A 16,750-nucleotide genomic window follows, 5' to 3' on the forward strand; every position below is an offset into this window, starting at 1 on the left:
AAATCTGTGTGGTGGTTCATGCCCAAAAATCTCGTCAGGGTCTTCTCTAGCCTCATGGTGAGCGCGCTCTTTTTCCTGGCTTTTGCCAATGCGACGGCAAATGCGGCGGAGCAGGCCGCGCCCGAAGCGATTGCCATCGACAAGATGGTCGAGGACGCTTTTGCGCAGTTCGAGGTGATGCCAGGCTTGGCGGTTGCCGTCTACACTCCGCAAGGCAGCTATGCGAGCGGGTTCGGCGTCACCGACATCGAAACCGCGGAGGCGGTTACCGAAGACACCGCGTTTTATATCGCGTCATCCACCAAATCGATGTGGGCCCTCGCCCTCGCAATCCAGCACGAGCGCGGCGATATCGATCTCGACCAGCCTCTCTCGGACTACGCACCGGATGCGCCATTCCGGCGCAGCATCGACACCGATCGGATCACGCCTCGCGACCTGCTCGCCATGTCATCTGGCATCAAGAACAGGCCGTTCGTTCACAGAGTGGCTTATTCCGGCGAGCACACACCGGAGCTTTTATGGGACCTGATCGGCACAACCAGAGAGAACTCAGCGCCTGAAATCGGCTACGGTCAATTTCGGTACACGAACTGGAATTACATCCTGCTTTCCCGCCTGGTCGAGCATGAGCAACAAACCACGTGGCAGGACATCCTGTCGGAGGAGATCTTCGGCCCGCTCGGCATGTCACGCACCACCCCGTTCATGTCCGTGGCCGAGGCTGAGGGCTGGTCGGTGGCGAAGCCGCATTCGACCGTTGAGCCAGATGGCGCGGCCCGTACCTATCTCCGGAAAACCGATGCCACGATGCATTCCGCAGGCGGAGTGATCATGAGTGCGCGTGATGCGCTCGCCTGGCTCGAGATTTTTGTCGAAGACGGCACCCATGATGGCAAACAGGTCATTCCGCAGGCGGTGATACGCGCGAGCCGTCAGCCCCTGACCGCGGCCGATACGACCTTCAACGGCTATCAACGGGATCACTACGGGCTTGGCTGGTATATCGGCCCCTACCGCGACACGGGCCATCAACTGGTCCACCACTTCGGCAGCTTTCCCGGCGCGCGGGCGCACGTGTCCTATATGCCCGATCAGCATATCGGGGTCGCGGTATTCGCCAACGATTCGGGGATCGGCGACCGCTACGTCGATGTTCTTGCCAACGGTATCTACGACAGGCTTCTCGCGCTGCCCGAAGCAGAGGCGAATTACCAGAAAGGCATCGAGGATGTCGATGCGTGGGCTGATGACCTGAGGGTCAGGATCGCCGCGCTGCGCAGCGATATCGCATCCCGGCCATCAACCTTATCGCGGCCTCTTGCCGACTATGCAGGGACATATGTCGACAAGGAATACGGAACAATATCGGTTTCCGTCGAAGACGACCGCCTACGGATGACCAACGGCGTCATGACCACCATTGCGCAACCCGGAACGGAAGCCGAGACGGTCCGCGTCGAACTCATTCCCCTTCAGGGGGAGATCATCGAATTCAAGGCTCGCGGACCTGAGATCAGCCAGCTGAAATACGAAGGCGCGACGTTCCGGAAGGAGTGAAGCCGCAATGCACCTTGGGAGAACCGGAGCGTTGCTTTCCGCCTGCGGCTTCATGCACCCTTACGCTTGCTTCGAGATCGCGCGAGCGAACCAGCTCTCTCATCGACCTGTCGATCTCCGATCCGACGACGAGCAATATCTTCCGAAACTCGAGCGAATAAGTTGTTGAGTTGTGTGACGAGGGTTCGACGTAGCTAAAGCTATTTACAGATCGTCCTCGAGGACGCTGAAAATTCTCCAGCTCACCCCTTCACCTTGTCAAACATAGCCCACACACCGTCAGCGCCGTGCCAGCTTCCCTGGGTTGCGCCCTTCGAATACTCAGTGGCCCTCGCTTCGAAAAAGTTGGCGTGTTCGACGCCGTTAAGCATTTCGCGGAGCCAGGGGAGCGGGTGCTTGGAGACTCCGTACACCTCGGGCAGGCCGAGCTGTTGCAGGCGCCAGTCGGCGACGTGGCGGATGTATTGCTTGATGTCGTCCGGGGTCATGCCCGGGATGTCGCCGGCCTCGAAGGCGAGGTCGATGAAGCGGTCCTCGAGGCCCACCACGGTCTTGCAGCAGTCGACGATGTCGTCGGCGACCGACTTGGTCAGGCAACCGGTTTCCTGCGCAAAGGTGTGGAAGAGCTTGATCATCCCCTCGCAGTGGAGGCTCTCGTCGCGGATCGACCAGGTGACGATCTGGCCCATACCCTTCATCTTGTTCTGGCGCGGGAAGTTCATCAGCATGGCGAAGGATGCGAAGAGCTGGAGACCCTCCGTGAACCCGCCGAACATGGCGACGGTGCGGGCGATGTCCGCCTCGGTCTCGACACCGAACTGACCCATATAATCGTGCTTGTCGGCCATTTCCTTGTAGTCGAGGAAGGCCGAAAACTCCGACTCCGGCATACCGATGGTCTCGAGCAGGAGGGCGTAGGCGGCGACGTGGATCGTCTCCATGTTGGAGAACGCGGCCAGCATCATCTTCACCTCGACAGGTTTGAAGACGCGCGCGTAGCGCTCCATGTAGTTGTCGTTCACCTCGACATCGGACTGGGTGAAGAAGCGGAAGATCTGTGTCAGGAGATTCCGCTCACCATCGGAAAGCGCCCGCGCCCAGTCCTTGCAGTCCTCGCCCAGAGGAACCTCCTCCGGCATCCAGTGGACCTGCTGCTGCTTCTTCCAGTAATCGAACGCCCACGGATAACGGTGCGGCTTGTACCCCTTGGACGGGATCATCAGGCCGGGCAGTGCTTTTCCGTTCTCGGGCGCGTCGAACATTCTGGTCTCTCCGAAGTTGGCCATGATGGCCTCGGGCCGTTGTGGTTAACGAAATCTGAAGCCACGATATCTTGTGTGTGCCATCCTGCAAAACGCTATTTGTGCACAAGATGAAGGGTATTCTTGTCGCAGGGCGCGTGGCTGGACAGGGGTGCACGCAGGCGCGAAACCTGCGTCCATGTCGCTGTTCCGGATCATTCTCTACGCCATGGCCCTGGGCGTCGTGACGCGGTTCCTGTTCGTGGATATCGGCGAGATGGTCGGGCGGGAGCTGCCCGCCGGCCTGATCGGTATGGCGGTGGCGCTGGTCAGCGTGGTGCTCGCGGGGCGGATCCAGCCCTTGCCGAAAAAGCCCCGGCGCAAGGATTAGCGCTGGAACTCCGGGGCCTGTTGGGCAATGGTCCCGCCGATGTTGGGGAAGGGTTCGATCGCGGCCGCGCTGGCGGCCCTGCCTGCTGCCGTCTGGGCGCAGGATGTCCCCGTCAAGGACGACCACAAGGCGACGCTGACCTTCGCGCTCGAGAATGATGGCTATTTCGGCGACGACGACAATTACACGAGCGGGCTGCGGCTCGGCTATCTGAGCGGCAACAAGCCGCTGTCCGCGCGGGGGCGGGTCATGGCGGACGTGCTGGGCCTCAGGGGCGACCGGGAGCAGATGCGCCAGCGCCGTGGGCTCGCCATCGCGCAAGAGATCTACACCCCGCGAGACCTTGATGTGGCGGCGCCCCCGCCCGACCAGCACCCCTATGCCGGCTATCTCTATGTCCGCTACACGGCGCTGATCGAGCAGCCCTCGCGGGTGGACCAGATGTCGGTGGAGCTCGGGGTCGTTGGGCCTGAAGCTCTGGGCGAGCATGCGCAGAACCTGATCCATGACACGACGGGCCGTGAGCGGGCACTTGGCTGGGACAACCAGATCGACACCGCTGTCGGCATCAATGTCAGCTATGACCAGCAGCAGCGGATTGCCCATGGCGCCTATGACGGAGGCATCGGCTGGGACTGCGTGCCCTATGTCGGCTTCCAGGCCGGAACCGTGAAGACGGCAGGCCGGGCGGGTTTCAACCTGCGCTTCGGCGAGGCCCTGACAGTGGGCTACGGCCCGCCGCGGGTCAGGCCGGCAGGCGCTGGATCAGGCTTCTTCGTGCCGCAGCACCGGCGGAGCTGGTACGTCTTCGCAGGGGCGCAGCTCGAAGCGGTGGCGCACAACATCTTCCTCGACAATTCGCTGTTCAGGGACCGGGGGCCATCGGTGGAATCGAAGGCCTGGGTCTGGGATACCCAGGCCGGGATCGCTGCGCAGATCGGCGGCGTGCAGGCGAGCTTCACCTATGTCCTGCGCAGCGAAGAGTTCTTCGGGCAGGATGGCGACCAGCGTTTCGGCGCGCTGACGGTCTCGACGCGGTTCTAGGCCGGAGGGGGACAGTGCTCGCTTTTGGCGTTCCTCACGCGTAACCCTGTCCCGCGGGGCGACGAAGAACACAGAAGGACGCCCGCTGTCCTCCCTGGGAAAGCCGAACGAATTGATGCGCATGACGATCCTCATCCCCCTCTTCCTGCTCGTGGCCTCTTGCGACCTGGACCAGTCGAAGCCGGAGCTGGAACCCGCAGCAGAAGCTGGCGCGGAGATGCTGGTTGCCGGTGGATGTTTCTGGTGCGTGGAGGCCGACCTCGAAAAGCTTCCGGGCGTCGCCGAAGTCGTTTCTGGATATGCGGGCGGCAAGGTCGCGAACCCCACTTACCAGAACTATTCGAAGACCGGCCACCGCGAGGTAGCGCTGGTGCGCTACGACCCGGAGACGATCAGTTTCGAGGAGCTCGCGGAGTTCTTCATACGGACCATCGATGTCACCGATGATGGCGGACAGTTCTGTGACCGCGGCTATGGCTACACCACCGCTGTCTATTTCGGCACGGAAGAAGAACGCCAGATCCTCGAAACGGTGATCTCCGAAGGCGAAGAAGAGCTGGGCAAGGATATCGTCACGCCGATCGAGGCGATGCCGACCTTCTACCCTGCCGAGATGTACCATCAGGACTACTACATGAAAAACCCGCGGCAATATGGTGTGTACCGCGGGCTCTGCGGGCGCGACCGGACGGTGCGCAACCTGTGGGGCAAGTCGGCCGGCGAATTGCTGGCTGCGCGCAAATAATCAGTCCACGGGGCGCGAGGCGAGCAGGATACCGACGATCACTGCACCGAACCCTGCGTTGATGACAGCGTTCTGCCAATAGCCGGTGAGGATCGAACCCAGGCTGTCGATCGCGAACCAGATCGCCGCGCCGCCTAGCGCGGCATTCCAGACGGCCCGGCGCGGATCACGCATCAGGAGCGCAAGGGTCGCGAACCATCCCGCCATCACGCCGCCGATCACGGCGCAATAGAAATTGAGCGCCTGATCGACCTGTGGCTCGGTCAGGATCGCTGGCTTTTGGCCTTCGTAGAACGCCGCTTCGAACGGGAAAGCGCGCGCAAGAGCTGGCGCGAGGGCGAAGAACACGCCGTAGAGCGCGAGCGCGCCCATGGCGAGCGCTCCGGCACTGGGTGACAGCGCGGGAGCGCCTCTCACCGACGGGTTGATGGTCTGGCTCATCATGGCCTCCTCTTTTCAGGCTTCGGGAGGGTGCGGCCGCCGGGTGCTGCACACCATGACCTCCGAGGTCATGGCAGCAGTGACCTCTTCTGGTAGGCTGGCGGCATGTTCGGAGATGAACTGAAACGCTGGCGCCTTGCGCGCCGTCTGAGCCAGGAAGCGCTGTCGGACCTCGCGCAGGTCTCGACCCGGCATCTCTCCTGCCTTGAACGCAACATCGCGTGGCCTTCAGAGAGCATGGTTCTGAAGCTGTCGCGGGCGCTGGAGCTGCCGCTCCGTGAACGAAACAGCATGCTGGGCGTCGCGGGCTATGCCCAGCGCTGGCACGACAATGGCGAAGAGATCCCGACGGGATTAATGCCCGTCGTGGACCGGATCCTCGCGACGCAAGCCGTGCCCGCCTATGCGCTGAACGGGAAGTTCACTGTGCTGCGCGCCAATCCGCTTGGCTGGACCATGCTCAAGATGCTGACACCGGACGCCGAGCCCGGAATGAATGTGGCCGAGGTCTTTTTATCCGATGGAGCCCACCGGACCCTGATCCTCGATTATCCGGCGGCCGGGCGCGGGTTTCTCGCGCGCCTGCGCGCTGAAGCGGCTGGACAAGGCCCTAACTCTCCACTGCGCCCGATCATTCAGGCTGCGGAGCGTGACCCCATCTTCGCAGCGTCAGAAGACGGACCGGCGAGTGCCGATCCCGTCCTGCCGCTGACCATCGATATGATGGGTACGGAGACGCGGTGGCTGACCGTGCTCCTGTCCTTTGGTACGCCGCAGGATGCGATGGTGGAGCAGCTGACGATCGAGCAAATGCTGCCCGCGGACGATGCGACCGAGGCGTTCCTGAAGGCAATCGCGCAGCCGAATTAGAGGAGCGCGTCGCGGCCCTTCTCCTTCAGCTCTTCGACGATTTTCTTGACGTCCTGGCTCCGCTCAGCAGGCAGGATCAGGACAGCGTCTGCTGTGGCGACCACGACCATGCCTTCAAGGCCAACGGCAGCGATCATTGGTGCGCCTTCGGAGGTCTTGATGAGCGTGTCGGTGCAGTCGATGGCGATGTTGCCCTCTGCGATCTCACCGGTCGCGAAGTCCTTCACCGCGGCCCATGAACCGATGTCGTTCCAGCCGATCGTCACGGGACTGACGACAGCGGCTTTCGCGGTCTTCTCCATGATGGCGTAGTCGACGCTATCGCTCGGGACGGGATCGAAGGCCTCCGGCGTCAGGGCGATCTGGCTGCCACTGCGTTCGGCAGCATCGTAGGCGGCTTTCGTGGCCGTCAGCATCTCGCCCGCATGGGCCTCGGCCTCGGCAAGGAGGTCGCCTGCGCGGTAAAGGAAGATGCCGGCATTCCAGGCGTAATCGCCTTCTGCGATATAACGCTCCGCTGTCGGACGGTCAGGCTTCTCGACAAACTGTGCGACGGTGAAAGTGCCTTCGGTCAGCGGCTCACCGCGCTTGATGTAGCCATAGCCGGTCTCTGGCCCTTCCGGCGTGATGCCCAGGGTGACGAGATAGCCTTTCTCGGCCGCGGCAACCCCGCGCGCCACCGCTTCCTGGAAAGCGGGTACATCGGCGATATGATGGTCCGCAGGCAGAAGGAGAACCAGGCTGTCGGGATCGGTCTCCCGTGCGAGCAGCGCGGCGACGATCGCCGCGGGGGCGGTGTTCCTGCCAAAGGGCTCGAGCACGATCCTGCCGCCTTCGCCCAGGCTTTCCGCGATCATCTCCGCGTGCGGCGCCGAGCCGATCACCGCCGCCGGGCCGAAGGCTGGCCCGGTAACGCGGGCCAGCGTCTCATCAAGCATCGTCCGCTCACTGATGAGAGGCTGGAACTGCTTCGGCCGGGCCTTGCGTGAGAGCGGCCACAGGCGCGTGCCGCTTCCGCCTGCCATGATGACGGGAATGATCGTAGACATGGCTGCAGGCCTCCCTCCTGAAGCTCAGGAGGCTGTGGAAGCGTCTTTGCGCCGCGGCGTCAATCCTTGTTGAGACTGGCGACGATGCCGCGGCTGGGGTCGACGGTGCCAGCCACCGTATCCTTCCAGATGATGCGGGTCGCCTCGGGACCCTTGTGATGCTCGTAGGTCAGGCGGTCGCCGAGGCTGTCCGAGATTTCCAGCCACGCCTCCAGCGCCTGGCGCATGAATTCGCCCGGACCGAGCTCCTTGTCGCGCTTCTGGATCTGCGCGGGGGCGAAGAACATGGTTGGCTTGGCGCCGGGCAGCGGCTCCTTCTGGCGGGGGGCATCCCAATGGGTCGCGCCGACGATGGAGCTTACCTTCACATTGTCACCGAGGTGATTGTGGACGCGGGTGATGACCTCCGCATTGCCGGACATGTCGATGAGAGCGGTGGGCTTAGAAGCGTCGATGCTCTCGATGTCGTCATAGCTGACGACCTCGTCGAAGGCGTTCAGGGAGCGGACAAAGTCCACGCGCTTGGCCGAGGTGACACCAACGGTCCTGACGTCCTTGCCGAGCCGCTTGATCGCCGCGCCGGTGCCGAAGCCGGTCTTGGAGGATGCGCTCATCACGACGACCTGCTCCGCGCCGAAGAAGTCGTTGTCGTCCAGCCAGTCGGCGATGACATAGCTGGTGGCAAAGAGCGGGAAGAGGACCGAGCGCGCATCCTCGCGCTGCTTGAGCGCCTCCGGCTCCTCCGCCGTCAAGCGGTAGGCGTTGTAGGTCGGAGGCAGGGCCGCCCGGTGCTCTGACGTATCGAAGACGACACCCCCCTTGCGCTTGGGCTTCATCACGACATGGGTCGCCATCGGGAAGTAGCCGAAGAGGCGTTCGCCCTCTTTCAGCTCGTCCGTGTTCGACCGAACCACCCTGCCGAAGCCCCAGACGGGGATGATACCGGTCTCCGGCGCGTCGTCGGTGGGAAAGAACTGCCAGTAGCCGATCTGCTCACCAACGATGCCGTAGGTCACGTTGTTGGCGGTGAGACCGAAGCTTTCGACTTCGAGCAGCGCTTCTCCCTCGGCAAGCTCCGGTGTTTCGCGCTGAACGAGCTGGGCGTCGGCGAGATCGCCCCGTTTGACCCTGAGTTCGGTAATCATGCTGGCCTCCTGGCTTTTGACGGGGGTTTAGCAGAGGACCGGGGGGAGAGGGAAAGGCCGGGGCGCATACAGGACCGCTTGCCCGTCCGTGGGCGCGAGGCCATAAACGGGCAGGTTGGCCCGGCAGCTCCGCGGGCCGCGCGCCAGCGCCACCGTCCCGGGGCCGCCCAGCTGCTCCTGCCTGAGAGGAACGCCCTTGCCCGAAGCCACCGCACCGATAACGGCCTGCGATGTCCTGATCGTCGGCGGTGGCCTCTCGGGTTCCCTGATCGCGTGGCGACTCGCCGAGCAACGACCGGAGCTCGACATCGTCCTGCTCGAGAAAGGCGAGAGCCTTGGCGGCAACCACACCTGGTCCTTCCATGAAACCGATGTTCCGCCCGCGACGTTCGACTGGCTCCGCCCACTGATCGCCCATCGATGGGATGGCCAGGGCGTGCGCTTCCCGCGCTACAGCCGGAGCTTCGGGACGCCCTATGTCTCGGTGACGTCGAAGAAGCTGGCCGAGGTTGTCGGCGGAACGCTCGGCGCCCGCGCAAGGTGCGGGACAGACGTGCAGGTTCTGGACGCCACCGGCGCCACCATGGCCGATGGCACGCGCATCGAGGCTGGCGCGGTGATCGACGCCCGCGGCCAGCGCAGCTTCGACCACTTGGCTCTGGGCTACCAGAAGTTCGTGGGCTGCGAATACGAATTCGAGGAGCCCCACGGCCTGGCGACGCCCATCATCATGGACGCCACGGTTCCGCAGCTCGACGGCTACCGCTTCGTCTATGTCCTTCCGTTCACGGAAACGACTGCCTTGGTCGAAGACACCTACTACGCCGACGGGTCCGAGATCGACGTGCAGGGGACCGCGCGCCTGCTCGAGGATTACTGCGCTGGGCAAGGCTGGCGCATCAAGCGGACCATCCGCACCGAGCACGGAATCCTGCCCGTGGCGATGGGCGGGGACATCCGGGCCCATCTGGCGCAGGGGACGAGCGGGGTCGCGACGGTCGGCCTGAGAGCGGGGCTTTTCCATCCGCTCACGGGCTATTCCCTTCCCGACGCGGCGGCCATGGCCGAGGGCATTGCGGGGCTGGCTGACCATTCGGGACCGGCGCTTTGTGCCTTCACCCATGGTTTCGCGATCAGGGCTTGGAAGGACCGCAGCTTTTACAGGATGCTTTCTCGGTTCCTTTTCGATGCGGCCAAGCCCGATGAGCGCTACCTTGTCATGCAGAGGTTCTACCGGTTCAACCGGGGGCTGATCGAGCGCTTCTACGCCGCCCGCTCACAACCGCAGGACAAGCTCCGCGTCCTTGCCGGCAAGCCACCGGTCAACATCTTCAAGGCCCTCGCCTGCGTGCGTGAGCGTCAGTGGACAGAGCGCTTCCTCGACGCTGCCTGACCGCAGCGAACCGGGCTCGAAACGGGGGCAACAAAAAGGCCGGTCACCCGGCCCTCGAATCTTTCGTGATGATGGTACCGCCTCCCCGGTTCGAACGGGGGACCTCTTGATCCACAATCAAGCGCTCTAACCAACTGAGCTAAGGCGGCAGGATCGTCGCGGCGTCGCCGCGCGAGCGCGTCCCATAGACCCTGAAAAGCGCGACGTCACCCCTTTTTCGTTGACAGTTTTCAGCTGCAGGTGCGGCCCTGTTTCCGCACGATCTCGGTCAAGTTCCGGATCCGCGTCTCCGATGCGGGGTGGGTGGACGCAAACTCCGGCGGACGGGCCTGGCCAGCGGATGCCGCCTGCATCTGCTTCCAGAACCGGATTGCCTCGCACGGGTCATATCCGGCCCGCGCCATGTAGCGCACGCCGCCGGTGTCGGCTTCCAGCTCATGCTTGCGGCTGTAGGGCAGGATCGCTCCGTAGATCGCGCCGAGGCCAAGAGCCTGGATCAGGGCACCGGAGCGCTGCTCGCAGGCGCGGCGTTCCGCGGCAGTCCCTTCGCAATTCGCGCCGACAGCGATCGAGGCTGCACCGAGGCCGACGGAGGCGAGCACGTTCTGGCTGTAGCGTTCTGCCGAGTGGCGGTACTTCACATGGGCGATTTCGTGCCCGACCACTGCAGCGAGCTGGGCGTCGTTCTTCATGATATCCATGATGCCCGTGTGGATACCGATCCGGCCTCCGGGCAGGGCGAAGGCGTTGAGGCTCGGATCCTCGAAGACAAGGTACTCCCATTTCGACGGGTCCTCGCCAGCCGCGCGGATCAGGCGCGGCGCCACCCTGTTGAGACGGCTTACATAGCGCGGGTCGTTGGAGATCGTGCGCTGTGTCTTGAGCTGCTCCCAGCTTGAAGCAGCGGCCTGGGCCATCGAATCGGGGCCGGTGAAGAGAAGCTGGCTGCGCCCGAGTTCCTCGTTATAGGTACAGGCGGCAACGCCGAGCACCGCCATGGCAGCGGCTATGATCGAGCGGCGAAGGAAGCGGGCCATGAACGTCTCCAGCATTGGTACGAGGGAACTTTATCGGCCTGCCGGACGCCTGACGCAACGCCGGTGAGCGGCCCGCGCACAGACGCGCGGCCTCCCTCGAGGAACTTCTCCCCCACAAACGGCATAAAGGCGCGCTGCGTTCCGCCTGATCGGGGAACGGGCGGCGTCGGCCGCGTATTGCTCGCAGCATGGTGACCAAGACCGCGAAGGAAGCCCGTGCCGACGCCAAGGCGGCAGGCCTCGTCTACAGCACCGACGTTACACCGGGGATCACCCGCGTGCGCCGGGGCAAGGGCTGGTCGTTCCGTGATCCCGATGGCGCGGTGCTGCCCGACGGGCCGGACCGCCAGCGGTGCCTCGCCCTGGCCATACCGCCAGCCTATGAGGATGTGTGGATCTGCCCGGACCGCAACGGCCATCTCCAGGCCACAGGGCGCGATGCGAAGGGCCGGAAGGTCTACATCTACCACGAAGACTGGCGGGCCTTTCGCGACGAGAAAAAATTCCGTGCCCTCGCCTCGTTCGGAAGGAAGCTAGGCAAGGCCCGTCAGCAGAACGATGCCGCGCGCCGCGGCCTCGCGCCGACCCAGGGGCGGATCCTCGCCGCCGTCTTCTGGCTCCTCGACGAGCACGTCATCCGCATCGGGAACGAATCCTACGCAAAGGAGAACAGGAGTTTCGGCGCAACCACGCTGCGCCAGCGCCATGTGAAGGACGATGGCACGCTCCTCCGTTTTCGCGGCAAGCATGGACGGGAGCAAGACATCTCGCTCTCCGATCGCCGCTTCAAGGGTCTCGTCCGTAAGCTGAGCGACCTGCCTGGCCAGCACCTCTTTCAGTATAGGGACGAGACGGGGGATCTCTGCGCCCTCACCTCCGGGGAGGTAAATGCCTACCTGCATGGGCTCTTCGGCGAACCGATCACGGCCAAGACGTTCAGGACATGGCACGGCTCGGTCGAGGCCTTCGCGGCTGGTCTCGCGGAGGGCGCTCTGGTCGATGATGTCCTGGGGGCCGCCGCCGGGACGCTCGGCAACACCAAGGCGATTGCGCGCAACAGCTATGTCCATCCGCGGATCATTGACGAGGTGAAGTCAGGCGCGCTGGCGCAGTCTGCCTCCGGTCTCAGGGGCGGACGCAGGCGGGCTGGGCTGTCCTCGGAAGAGACCTGGTTCCTCAGATGGCTGGGTGACGGCTAGAAACCCTCGGCCAATGCGGCTTTCGAGACGGCAAGACGCCCTCCGTCCACGAACAGGACCTGTCCAGTGATGAAACTCGCCTCTTCCGCGGCCAGGAAATGAATGGCGCTCGCAACCTCCTTCGGTTCGCCGCGCCTGCCCATCGGGGTCACTTCGATCGAGGCCTTGCGTTGCTCAGGGGTTTTCACCTTCGCTTCGTCAAGCGCGCCCTTCACCCCGGCAAGACCGACGGCGTTCGCTCTAGCTCCGTAGGGGGAAAGTGTCATCGCAACAGCCTTCGTCAGCTGGACGACGGCACCTTGGCTGGCCGCGAAGATCGCATCGTCTGCATTCGCAGTGACGGCCTCATTGGAGACGACATTGACGATGGCCCCGCTCCTCGCCGTGTCGACGCCACCATCGTCCGGCGGTCCGGCCTGCTTGATGATCTGTCGCGCGACGGCCTTGTTGATGAGGAATGCAGCCCTGACATTGCGATCCATGACCTCGTCGAAGTCGCTCTCGCTGGTTTCGAGGAAGGGTGCGGAATAAAAATAGTTCGACGTATGCGCGAGAACGTCCACCCGATCGTAAGTGTCGAGCGCCTCGGCCATGACGTTGTGCACGTCGAGAGCTTCGTGGAGGTCAGCGGCGATGAACGTCGCCTGCCCGCCCTTGGCGATGACCTCTTCCTTCACCGCTTCGCCCTGTTCGCGGTCTTCGTCGGTGAGGAGCAGCTTGTCCGAGCTTTTGGAGAAACGCAGTGCGACGGAGCGACCGAGTGAGGTTGCCGCGCCGGTGATGATGATGGTTCTGGAGGCCAAGGGAATCCCGCTTTCGATGCTTCCACGACTGCGCCCCGAGCGGGGCCGGGGCGCGCCGTTGGGGCCCTTTAGCTGGGCCGCTGGTCTGGTTGAAGGGTCATTTGCCGAAGCTGTTCCATTTCATCCTTGATGGCGAGCTTGCGGCGCTTCAGATCGCTGATCCTGAGGTCATTTGCTGCAGCGTGACTTCGCTCTTCCGCAAGGGCGGCCTCAAGGGCCTCGTGCTTATGAGAGAGGGTGTCGATGCGTGCTTCGATGGACATTCAGAACTCCTTCTAAGCGGCCCACCTCAATTGGCGGACAGGAATGAAGATGCATCCGGAGGGGTGCGCTGTCGACACATCGGACTGATAGTTTCAGCAGAGTTGATCTCGGTTAACGGTATTTTCGTCCTTTCCCAGAGTGGACGGTGCGTGAATCCGCCACTACGGCACCGCATTTTGAAACATGATCGTTCTGTCATTTAGGCTAGGAGGTCCGGCATGGACCAGAAACGATTGATTGTCGGCATCTCGGGTGCCTCGGGCATGATCTACGCAGATCGCCTTCTCAAAGCGGCGAAGAAGGCGGGGTGCGAAACCCACGTCGTCATCAGCCGCGCAGCCCGGATGACCATCGCCTATGAACTTGGCGAGGAGTTCTCCTTCGAGGGCGCGGACAAGACCTACGGTATCAATGATGTCGGTGCCCCGATCGCCTCGGGCAGCTTCGAAACCCTCGGCATGGTCGTGGTCCCCTGCTCGGTGAAGTCGATGTCGGAGATCGCCACCGGCGTGACCTCGACCCTCCTGACCCGCGCGGCGGATGTGTGCCTGAAGGAACGTCGGCGACTTTCTCTCATGGTCCGTGAGACACCTTTCCATCTGGGGCATTTGCGAACCATGACCCAGCTTGCCGAGATGGGCGCGATCATCGCGCCGCCGCTTCCTGCCTTTTATGCCGAGCCGCAGGGAATCGAAGACCTTGTCGACCAGTCGGTCGGACGCGTTCTCGACACGTTCGGCGTGCGCGTTCCCGGCGTGAAGCGCTGGGGCGAAGACCTCGAGAAGGGACGCCGTTGATGATGCCGCTGTGGCACTACGCGGTGAAGGTCTACGCCATTCCGGGCGTGAAGGAGGCGTTGCTGAAGCTCCAGGACCGCTACCATTTCGACGTCAACGCCGTCCTGTGGTGCCTGTGGTGCGCCCGGTACGGCTTCACCTTCGGGGAAGACGAAGTGGCAGAGATCCTCGGGACCACGGATGACATGACGCGGCACACCACCCGCCCCCTGCGCACGGTCAGGGTCTGGCTGGCATCGCCCAAGGTCGGCTTTCCGGCAGGGGAAATCAGGCGGCTGCGCGATCAGGTCCTGCAGCTTGAACTGATGAGCGAGGAGCTGGTCCTCAGGCGGCTCGACGATGCCACCATGGCCCTCGGCGAGCCGAACGAGACCCTGGACGACATGGCCACACGGAGCGAGCAACTGTTCACGCTTGCGCGCAAGCACGTGGACATGCCGACCATGATCGCGGATGAGGACGGGCCAGGAAGCCCGCTCGGGCTCTTTCGTCAGGCACGCGAACAGGCGCAGGAACGCGGACCATGAGTGGAAACAAAAGACCCCCCTTCGAGGTCATTGACGGCGATGGCAGCAAGGCCGAGACCCTTCCCGATCCCGATGGCGCGAATGACGAAGCGCTCGCCCTGAAGATCAAGGAGCTCGAACAGGAGCACCGCGATCTCGACCAGGCCATCGCCATGATGGAAGAGCGGATGCCCTATGACCGGCTGACCATCGGCCGGATGAAGAAGCGGAAGCTGGTCCTGAAAGACCAGATCCAGGAGCTGCGCGATCGCCTCTTCCCGGACATCATTGCCTGAGTTCCCGGAAGTTTTTGCGGTTTCGGATAGTTAAAGCTCGCCGCGCGGGGCCTGTCCCGTTATGGTTGGCGCGGGATGAAACACCGGGGACATGATGGTGGCCACAGCGATATCGCGCGTATTGATTCTCCTGCCTTCGCTCGGACTGGGCGCCTGCTCGCTTATCGGCTTGGGCGGCACGACGCCCAAAGACGGCCTTTCGGTTCCGGGGCTGCGCGTGGATGACTACACCTACCCCGCAGGCAAGGAGCCGCCTTATGTCCTCGCCTCCCTACGCGAGGATGCCGCGGCCAATTTCATCGGCTGCCTCGATGACAGCGACACCTGCTTTGTCCTTGGCGAAGAGGTCGATGTCGAAATCCGCTTCGAGCCGCAGACGGGCCGCTACTGGTTCCTCGACCCCGGAAGCGGCAACACCTACTTCGTCGATGGAGAACTCAGGACCGGCGACCCCTATTTGGTCAGGCGCCGCGATGCCCTTGCCCCCTACCCGCAAGGTGATCTCGTCATTGAGGGCACGTCCGAAGAGGACGATAAGGAAGAATCGAGCAACCGCTAGGCTCACTCGATCTTTGTAAGGAAGCGCTATACGGTCCCCTCGTTGAGAGTGGGAGTATCCCGATGGATGACGGCGCCCGGCTGGAGACCCCTGACTGCAAGGCGCTTTCCGCTGCAGAGACGGGGGCCCTCGCACACCTTTACCGGGGAGAGATCTATCGCTCGACCATCTGGCGCACGCGCCTCGATGCGACGACGAATTGGTCCGTGGTCAGCCTCGGTCTTGCACTGACGATCTCCTACCAGTCTGCCGACGCGTCTGCCTTGCCCCTCTTCCTCGTCGCGTTCCTGATCGGGGTGTTCCTCTATCTCGAAGCGCGGCGATACCGGTACTTCAATGTCTGGCGCGCCCGCGCACGGTGGCTGGAAATCCATCTTTACGCGCCGCTCCTGCGCAGGGAACCGGTGGAGAAGCCGGCCTGGATGAACAGGCTCGCGGAGGATTACGAACGCCCCGAGCACCATATCGCCTTCCGCCGAGCCCTCGGACGACGTCTGCGCCGGAACTACATGTGGATCTTCACGGTGCAGACAATGGCACTTTACGGGAAATGCCTCGGGGCCTCGGGCGGGGCGGCAGGTTTCGAGAGCCTGCATATCGGCCCCTTCCCCGGTTGGTTCCTCGCGGTCATCAACGGCATAGGGTTCTGTGCCCTCGGCGGGTTCACCTGGTATATCTGGCGGATGGACCAGAAACGCTTCCGCCAGCAGATGAACCCGATCTCGATGGGCTAGGGAGCGGGCCTATTCCATCCCGTAAAGGGGTTTTGCCGTGTCCGGAACTTTCGACATGTCAATGGTGATGCCGCGCTCGGCTGCGGCCTGGCCGACCAGGGCGCCCATCTCTTCCGGCGAGCCCGGCTTCTCGGCCTGCACGCGCATGGCCACCTCGTCGAAGAACTCCTCGAACTTGCCGCCGACAGTCATCATCACCATGACCGCTTCCTCGTCCGAGCTGTTCCAGAACGCGTGGAGATTGCCCCGGGTCAGCGCGGCGAAGGATCCCGCCGGCGCTTCGATCACGTCCTCTCCGTTCAGGAAACTGGCCGTTCCGGAGACGACGTAAAAATACTCGTCCTCCATCGTGTGCGTATGCGGCGGTGCACCAGCAGACTGAGGCGGCACACGGAATTCATAGATAGTGACGGAATCCCGGTTCTCGTCCCCTCCGATCAGTTTCAGGACCGGGTGGAAGGGCACGGGCACCACCTCCCCTTCCCCCGGAGGCACAATCTTCGGATCGTGGAGCGCGAAGCCCAGCAAGAGTGTCGTCAGCAGAATGGTCCCTGTCCCCTGTTGTTTCGCCGGAGCCTAGCGTTCCGTCCGAGCGGGGCCAACGACTAGCCGCAGTCCAGCGCTGAGGACGCCTCAGGGTCCGTGGGAGCGATGGGATTGTTCCGCCGCATGCGGA

20 protein-coding genes and 1 tRNA gene are annotated in these 16,750 nt (G+C 63.3%); 12 read left to right on the forward strand and 9 right to left on the reverse strand.

Annotated elements, in window-relative coordinates; genetic code table 11:
* Window positions 1–18 precede the first annotated feature (18 nt).
* Window positions 19–1,560, forward strand: coding sequence for a serine hydrolase (locus IE053_RS09465; protein ID WP_189575294.1), 1,542 nt, complete (start codon window positions 19–21; stop codon window positions 1,558–1,560).
* A gap of 242 nt (window positions 1,561–1,802) precedes the next feature.
* Here IE053_RS09465 and IE053_RS09470 read toward each other — a convergent pair whose 3' ends face one another.
* The gene (locus IE053_RS09470) at window positions 1,803–2,822 is read right to left on the reverse strand and encodes a ribonucleotide-diphosphate reductase subunit beta (protein WP_189575296.1); all 1,020 of its coding nucleotides are present in this window, start codon (window positions 2,820–2,822) and stop codon (window positions 1,803–1,805) included.
* Between the two features lie 178 nt (window positions 2,823–3,000).
* On the opposite strand from IE053_RS09470, the gene IE053_RS09475 reads away from it, so the two are divergent.
* From IE053_RS09475 to msrA, 3 genes are all read left to right on the forward strand, one after another.
* Window positions 3,001–3,192 (forward strand): hypothetical protein, encoded by a 192-nt coding sequence (locus IE053_RS09475; protein WP_189575298.1) that lies wholly within the window; start codon window positions 3,001–3,003, stop codon window positions 3,190–3,192.
* Window positions 3,193–3,231: 39 nt separating this feature from the next.
* On the forward strand, window positions 3,232–4,236 hold the full coding sequence (locus IE053_RS09480; RefSeq protein WP_189575301.1) for a lipid A deacylase LpxR family protein: 1,005 nt from the start codon (window positions 3,232–3,234) through the stop codon (window positions 4,234–4,236).
* A gap of 127 nt (window positions 4,237–4,363) precedes the next feature.
* Window positions 4,364–4,981: a peptide-methionine (S)-S-oxide reductase MsrA gene (gene msrA / locus IE053_RS09485; RefSeq protein ID WP_189576919.1), complete on the forward strand. Its 618-nt coding sequence runs from the start codon at window positions 4,364–4,366 to the stop codon at window positions 4,979–4,981.
* Here msrA and IE053_RS09490 read toward each other — a convergent pair whose 3' ends face one another.
* Window positions 4,982–5,425: a hypothetical protein gene (locus IE053_RS09490; protein ID WP_189575303.1), complete on the reverse strand. Its 444-nt coding sequence runs from the start codon at window positions 5,423–5,425 to the stop codon at window positions 4,982–4,984.
* A gap of 102 nt (window positions 5,426–5,527) precedes the next feature.
* On the opposite strand from IE053_RS09490, the gene IE053_RS09495 reads away from it, so the two are divergent.
* Window positions 5,528–6,292, forward strand: a complete 765-nt coding sequence (locus IE053_RS09495) for a helix-turn-helix domain-containing protein (RefSeq protein ID WP_189575304.1) — start codon at window positions 5,528–5,530, stop codon at window positions 6,290–6,292.
* Here the strand turns inward: IE053_RS09495 and IE053_RS09500 are convergent.
* On the reverse strand, window positions 6,289–7,341 hold the full coding sequence (locus IE053_RS09500) for a mannose-1-phosphate guanylyltransferase (protein WP_189575306.1): 1,053 nt from the start codon (window positions 7,339–7,341) through the stop codon (window positions 6,289–6,291). The two genes, IE053_RS09495 and IE053_RS09500, sit on opposite strands and share 4 nt — an antisense overlap.
* 59 nt (window positions 7,342–7,400) lie before the next feature.
* Window positions 7,401–8,486 carry a DUF2855 family protein gene (locus IE053_RS09505; protein WP_189575308.1) on the reverse strand — a complete coding sequence of 362 codons (1,086 nt, stop codon included), beginning with the start codon at window positions 8,484–8,486 and terminating at the stop codon, window positions 7,401–7,403.
* 196 nt (window positions 8,487–8,682) lie between these two features.
* Between IE053_RS09505 and crtY the strand changes: the two genes are divergently transcribed.
* Window positions 8,683–9,879 carry a lycopene beta-cyclase CrtY gene (gene crtY, locus IE053_RS09510; RefSeq protein ID WP_189575326.1) on the forward strand — a complete coding sequence of 399 codons (1,197 nt, stop codon included), beginning with the start codon at window positions 8,683–8,685 and terminating at the stop codon, window positions 9,877–9,879.
* Between the two features lie 72 nt (window positions 9,880–9,951).
* On the opposite strand, the gene IE053_RS09515 is transcribed toward crtY, so the two are convergent.
* Together IE053_RS09515 and IE053_RS09520 are read right to left on the reverse strand one after the other, a co-directional pair.
* Window positions 9,952–10,028 (reverse strand) — tRNA-His (locus tag IE053_RS09515).
* Window positions 10,029–10,109: 81 nt separating this feature from the next.
* The gene (locus tag IE053_RS09520) at window positions 10,110–10,916 is read right to left on the reverse strand and encodes a M48 family metallopeptidase (RefSeq protein ID WP_189575328.1); all 807 of its coding nucleotides are present in this window, start codon (window positions 10,914–10,916) and stop codon (window positions 10,110–10,112) included.
* Between the two features lie 188 nt (window positions 10,917–11,104).
* Between IE053_RS09520 and IE053_RS09525 the strand changes: the two genes are divergently transcribed.
* A complete protein-coding gene (locus tag IE053_RS09525) occupies window positions 11,105–12,115 on the forward strand; it encodes a DNA topoisomerase IB (RefSeq protein ID WP_189575330.1) in 1,011 nt (336 codons plus the stop codon).
* On the opposite strand, the gene IE053_RS09530 is transcribed toward IE053_RS09525, so the two are convergent.
* Window positions 12,112–12,918, reverse strand: a complete 807-nt coding sequence (locus tag IE053_RS09530) for an SDR family NAD(P)-dependent oxidoreductase (protein WP_189575332.1) — start codon at window positions 12,916–12,918, stop codon at window positions 12,112–12,114. The two genes, IE053_RS09525 and IE053_RS09530, sit on opposite strands and share 4 nt — an antisense overlap.
* A gap of 68 nt (window positions 12,919–12,986) precedes the next feature.
* Window positions 12,987–13,181: a YdcH family protein gene (locus IE053_RS09535; RefSeq protein ID WP_189575334.1), complete on the reverse strand. Its 195-nt coding sequence runs from the start codon at window positions 13,179–13,181 to the stop codon at window positions 12,987–12,989.
* A gap of 219 nt (window positions 13,182–13,400) precedes the next feature.
* Between IE053_RS09535 and IE053_RS09540 the strand changes: the two genes are divergently transcribed.
* The 5 genes from IE053_RS09540 (at window position 13,401) to IE053_RS09560 (ending at window position 16,074) form a co-directional block, all read left to right on the forward strand.
* Window positions 13,401–13,979: a UbiX family flavin prenyltransferase gene (locus IE053_RS09540; RefSeq protein WP_189575336.1), complete on the forward strand. Its 579-nt coding sequence runs from the start codon at window positions 13,401–13,403 to the stop codon at window positions 13,977–13,979.
* Entirely contained in the window at window positions 13,979–14,506 is a 528-nt protein-coding gene (locus IE053_RS09545) for a TIGR02444 family protein (RefSeq protein ID WP_189575338.1), read from the forward strand. Before IE053_RS09540 ends, IE053_RS09545 begins: the two co-directional genes overlap by 1 nt.
* Entirely contained in the window at window positions 14,503–14,781 is a 279-nt protein-coding gene (locus tag IE053_RS09550) for a YdcH family protein (RefSeq protein ID WP_189575339.1), read from the forward strand. Before IE053_RS09545 ends, IE053_RS09550 begins: the two co-directional genes overlap by 4 nt.
* Before the next feature lie 121 nt (window positions 14,782–14,902).
* Entirely contained in the window at window positions 14,903–15,340 is a 438-nt protein-coding gene (locus IE053_RS09555; RefSeq protein WP_189575341.1) for a hypothetical protein, read from the forward strand.
* A gap of 62 nt (window positions 15,341–15,402) precedes the next feature.
* The gene (locus IE053_RS09560) at window positions 15,403–16,074 is read left to right on the forward strand and encodes a DUF2270 domain-containing protein (RefSeq protein WP_189575343.1); all 672 of its coding nucleotides are present in this window, start codon (window positions 15,403–15,405) and stop codon (window positions 16,072–16,074) included.
* A 9-nt stretch (window positions 16,075–16,083) separates the two neighbouring features.
* Here IE053_RS09560 and IE053_RS09565 read toward each other — a convergent pair whose 3' ends face one another.
* Window positions 16,084–16,548, reverse strand: a complete 465-nt coding sequence (locus IE053_RS09565; RefSeq protein WP_189575345.1) for a cupin domain-containing protein — start codon at window positions 16,546–16,548, stop codon at window positions 16,084–16,086.
* Window positions 16,549–16,750: the final 202 nt, after the last annotated feature.

This window comes from Parvularcula lutaonensis (assembly GCF_014651915.1).
Lineage (GTDB): Bacteria > Pseudomonadota > Alphaproteobacteria > Caulobacterales > Parvularculaceae > Parvularcula > Parvularcula lutaonensis.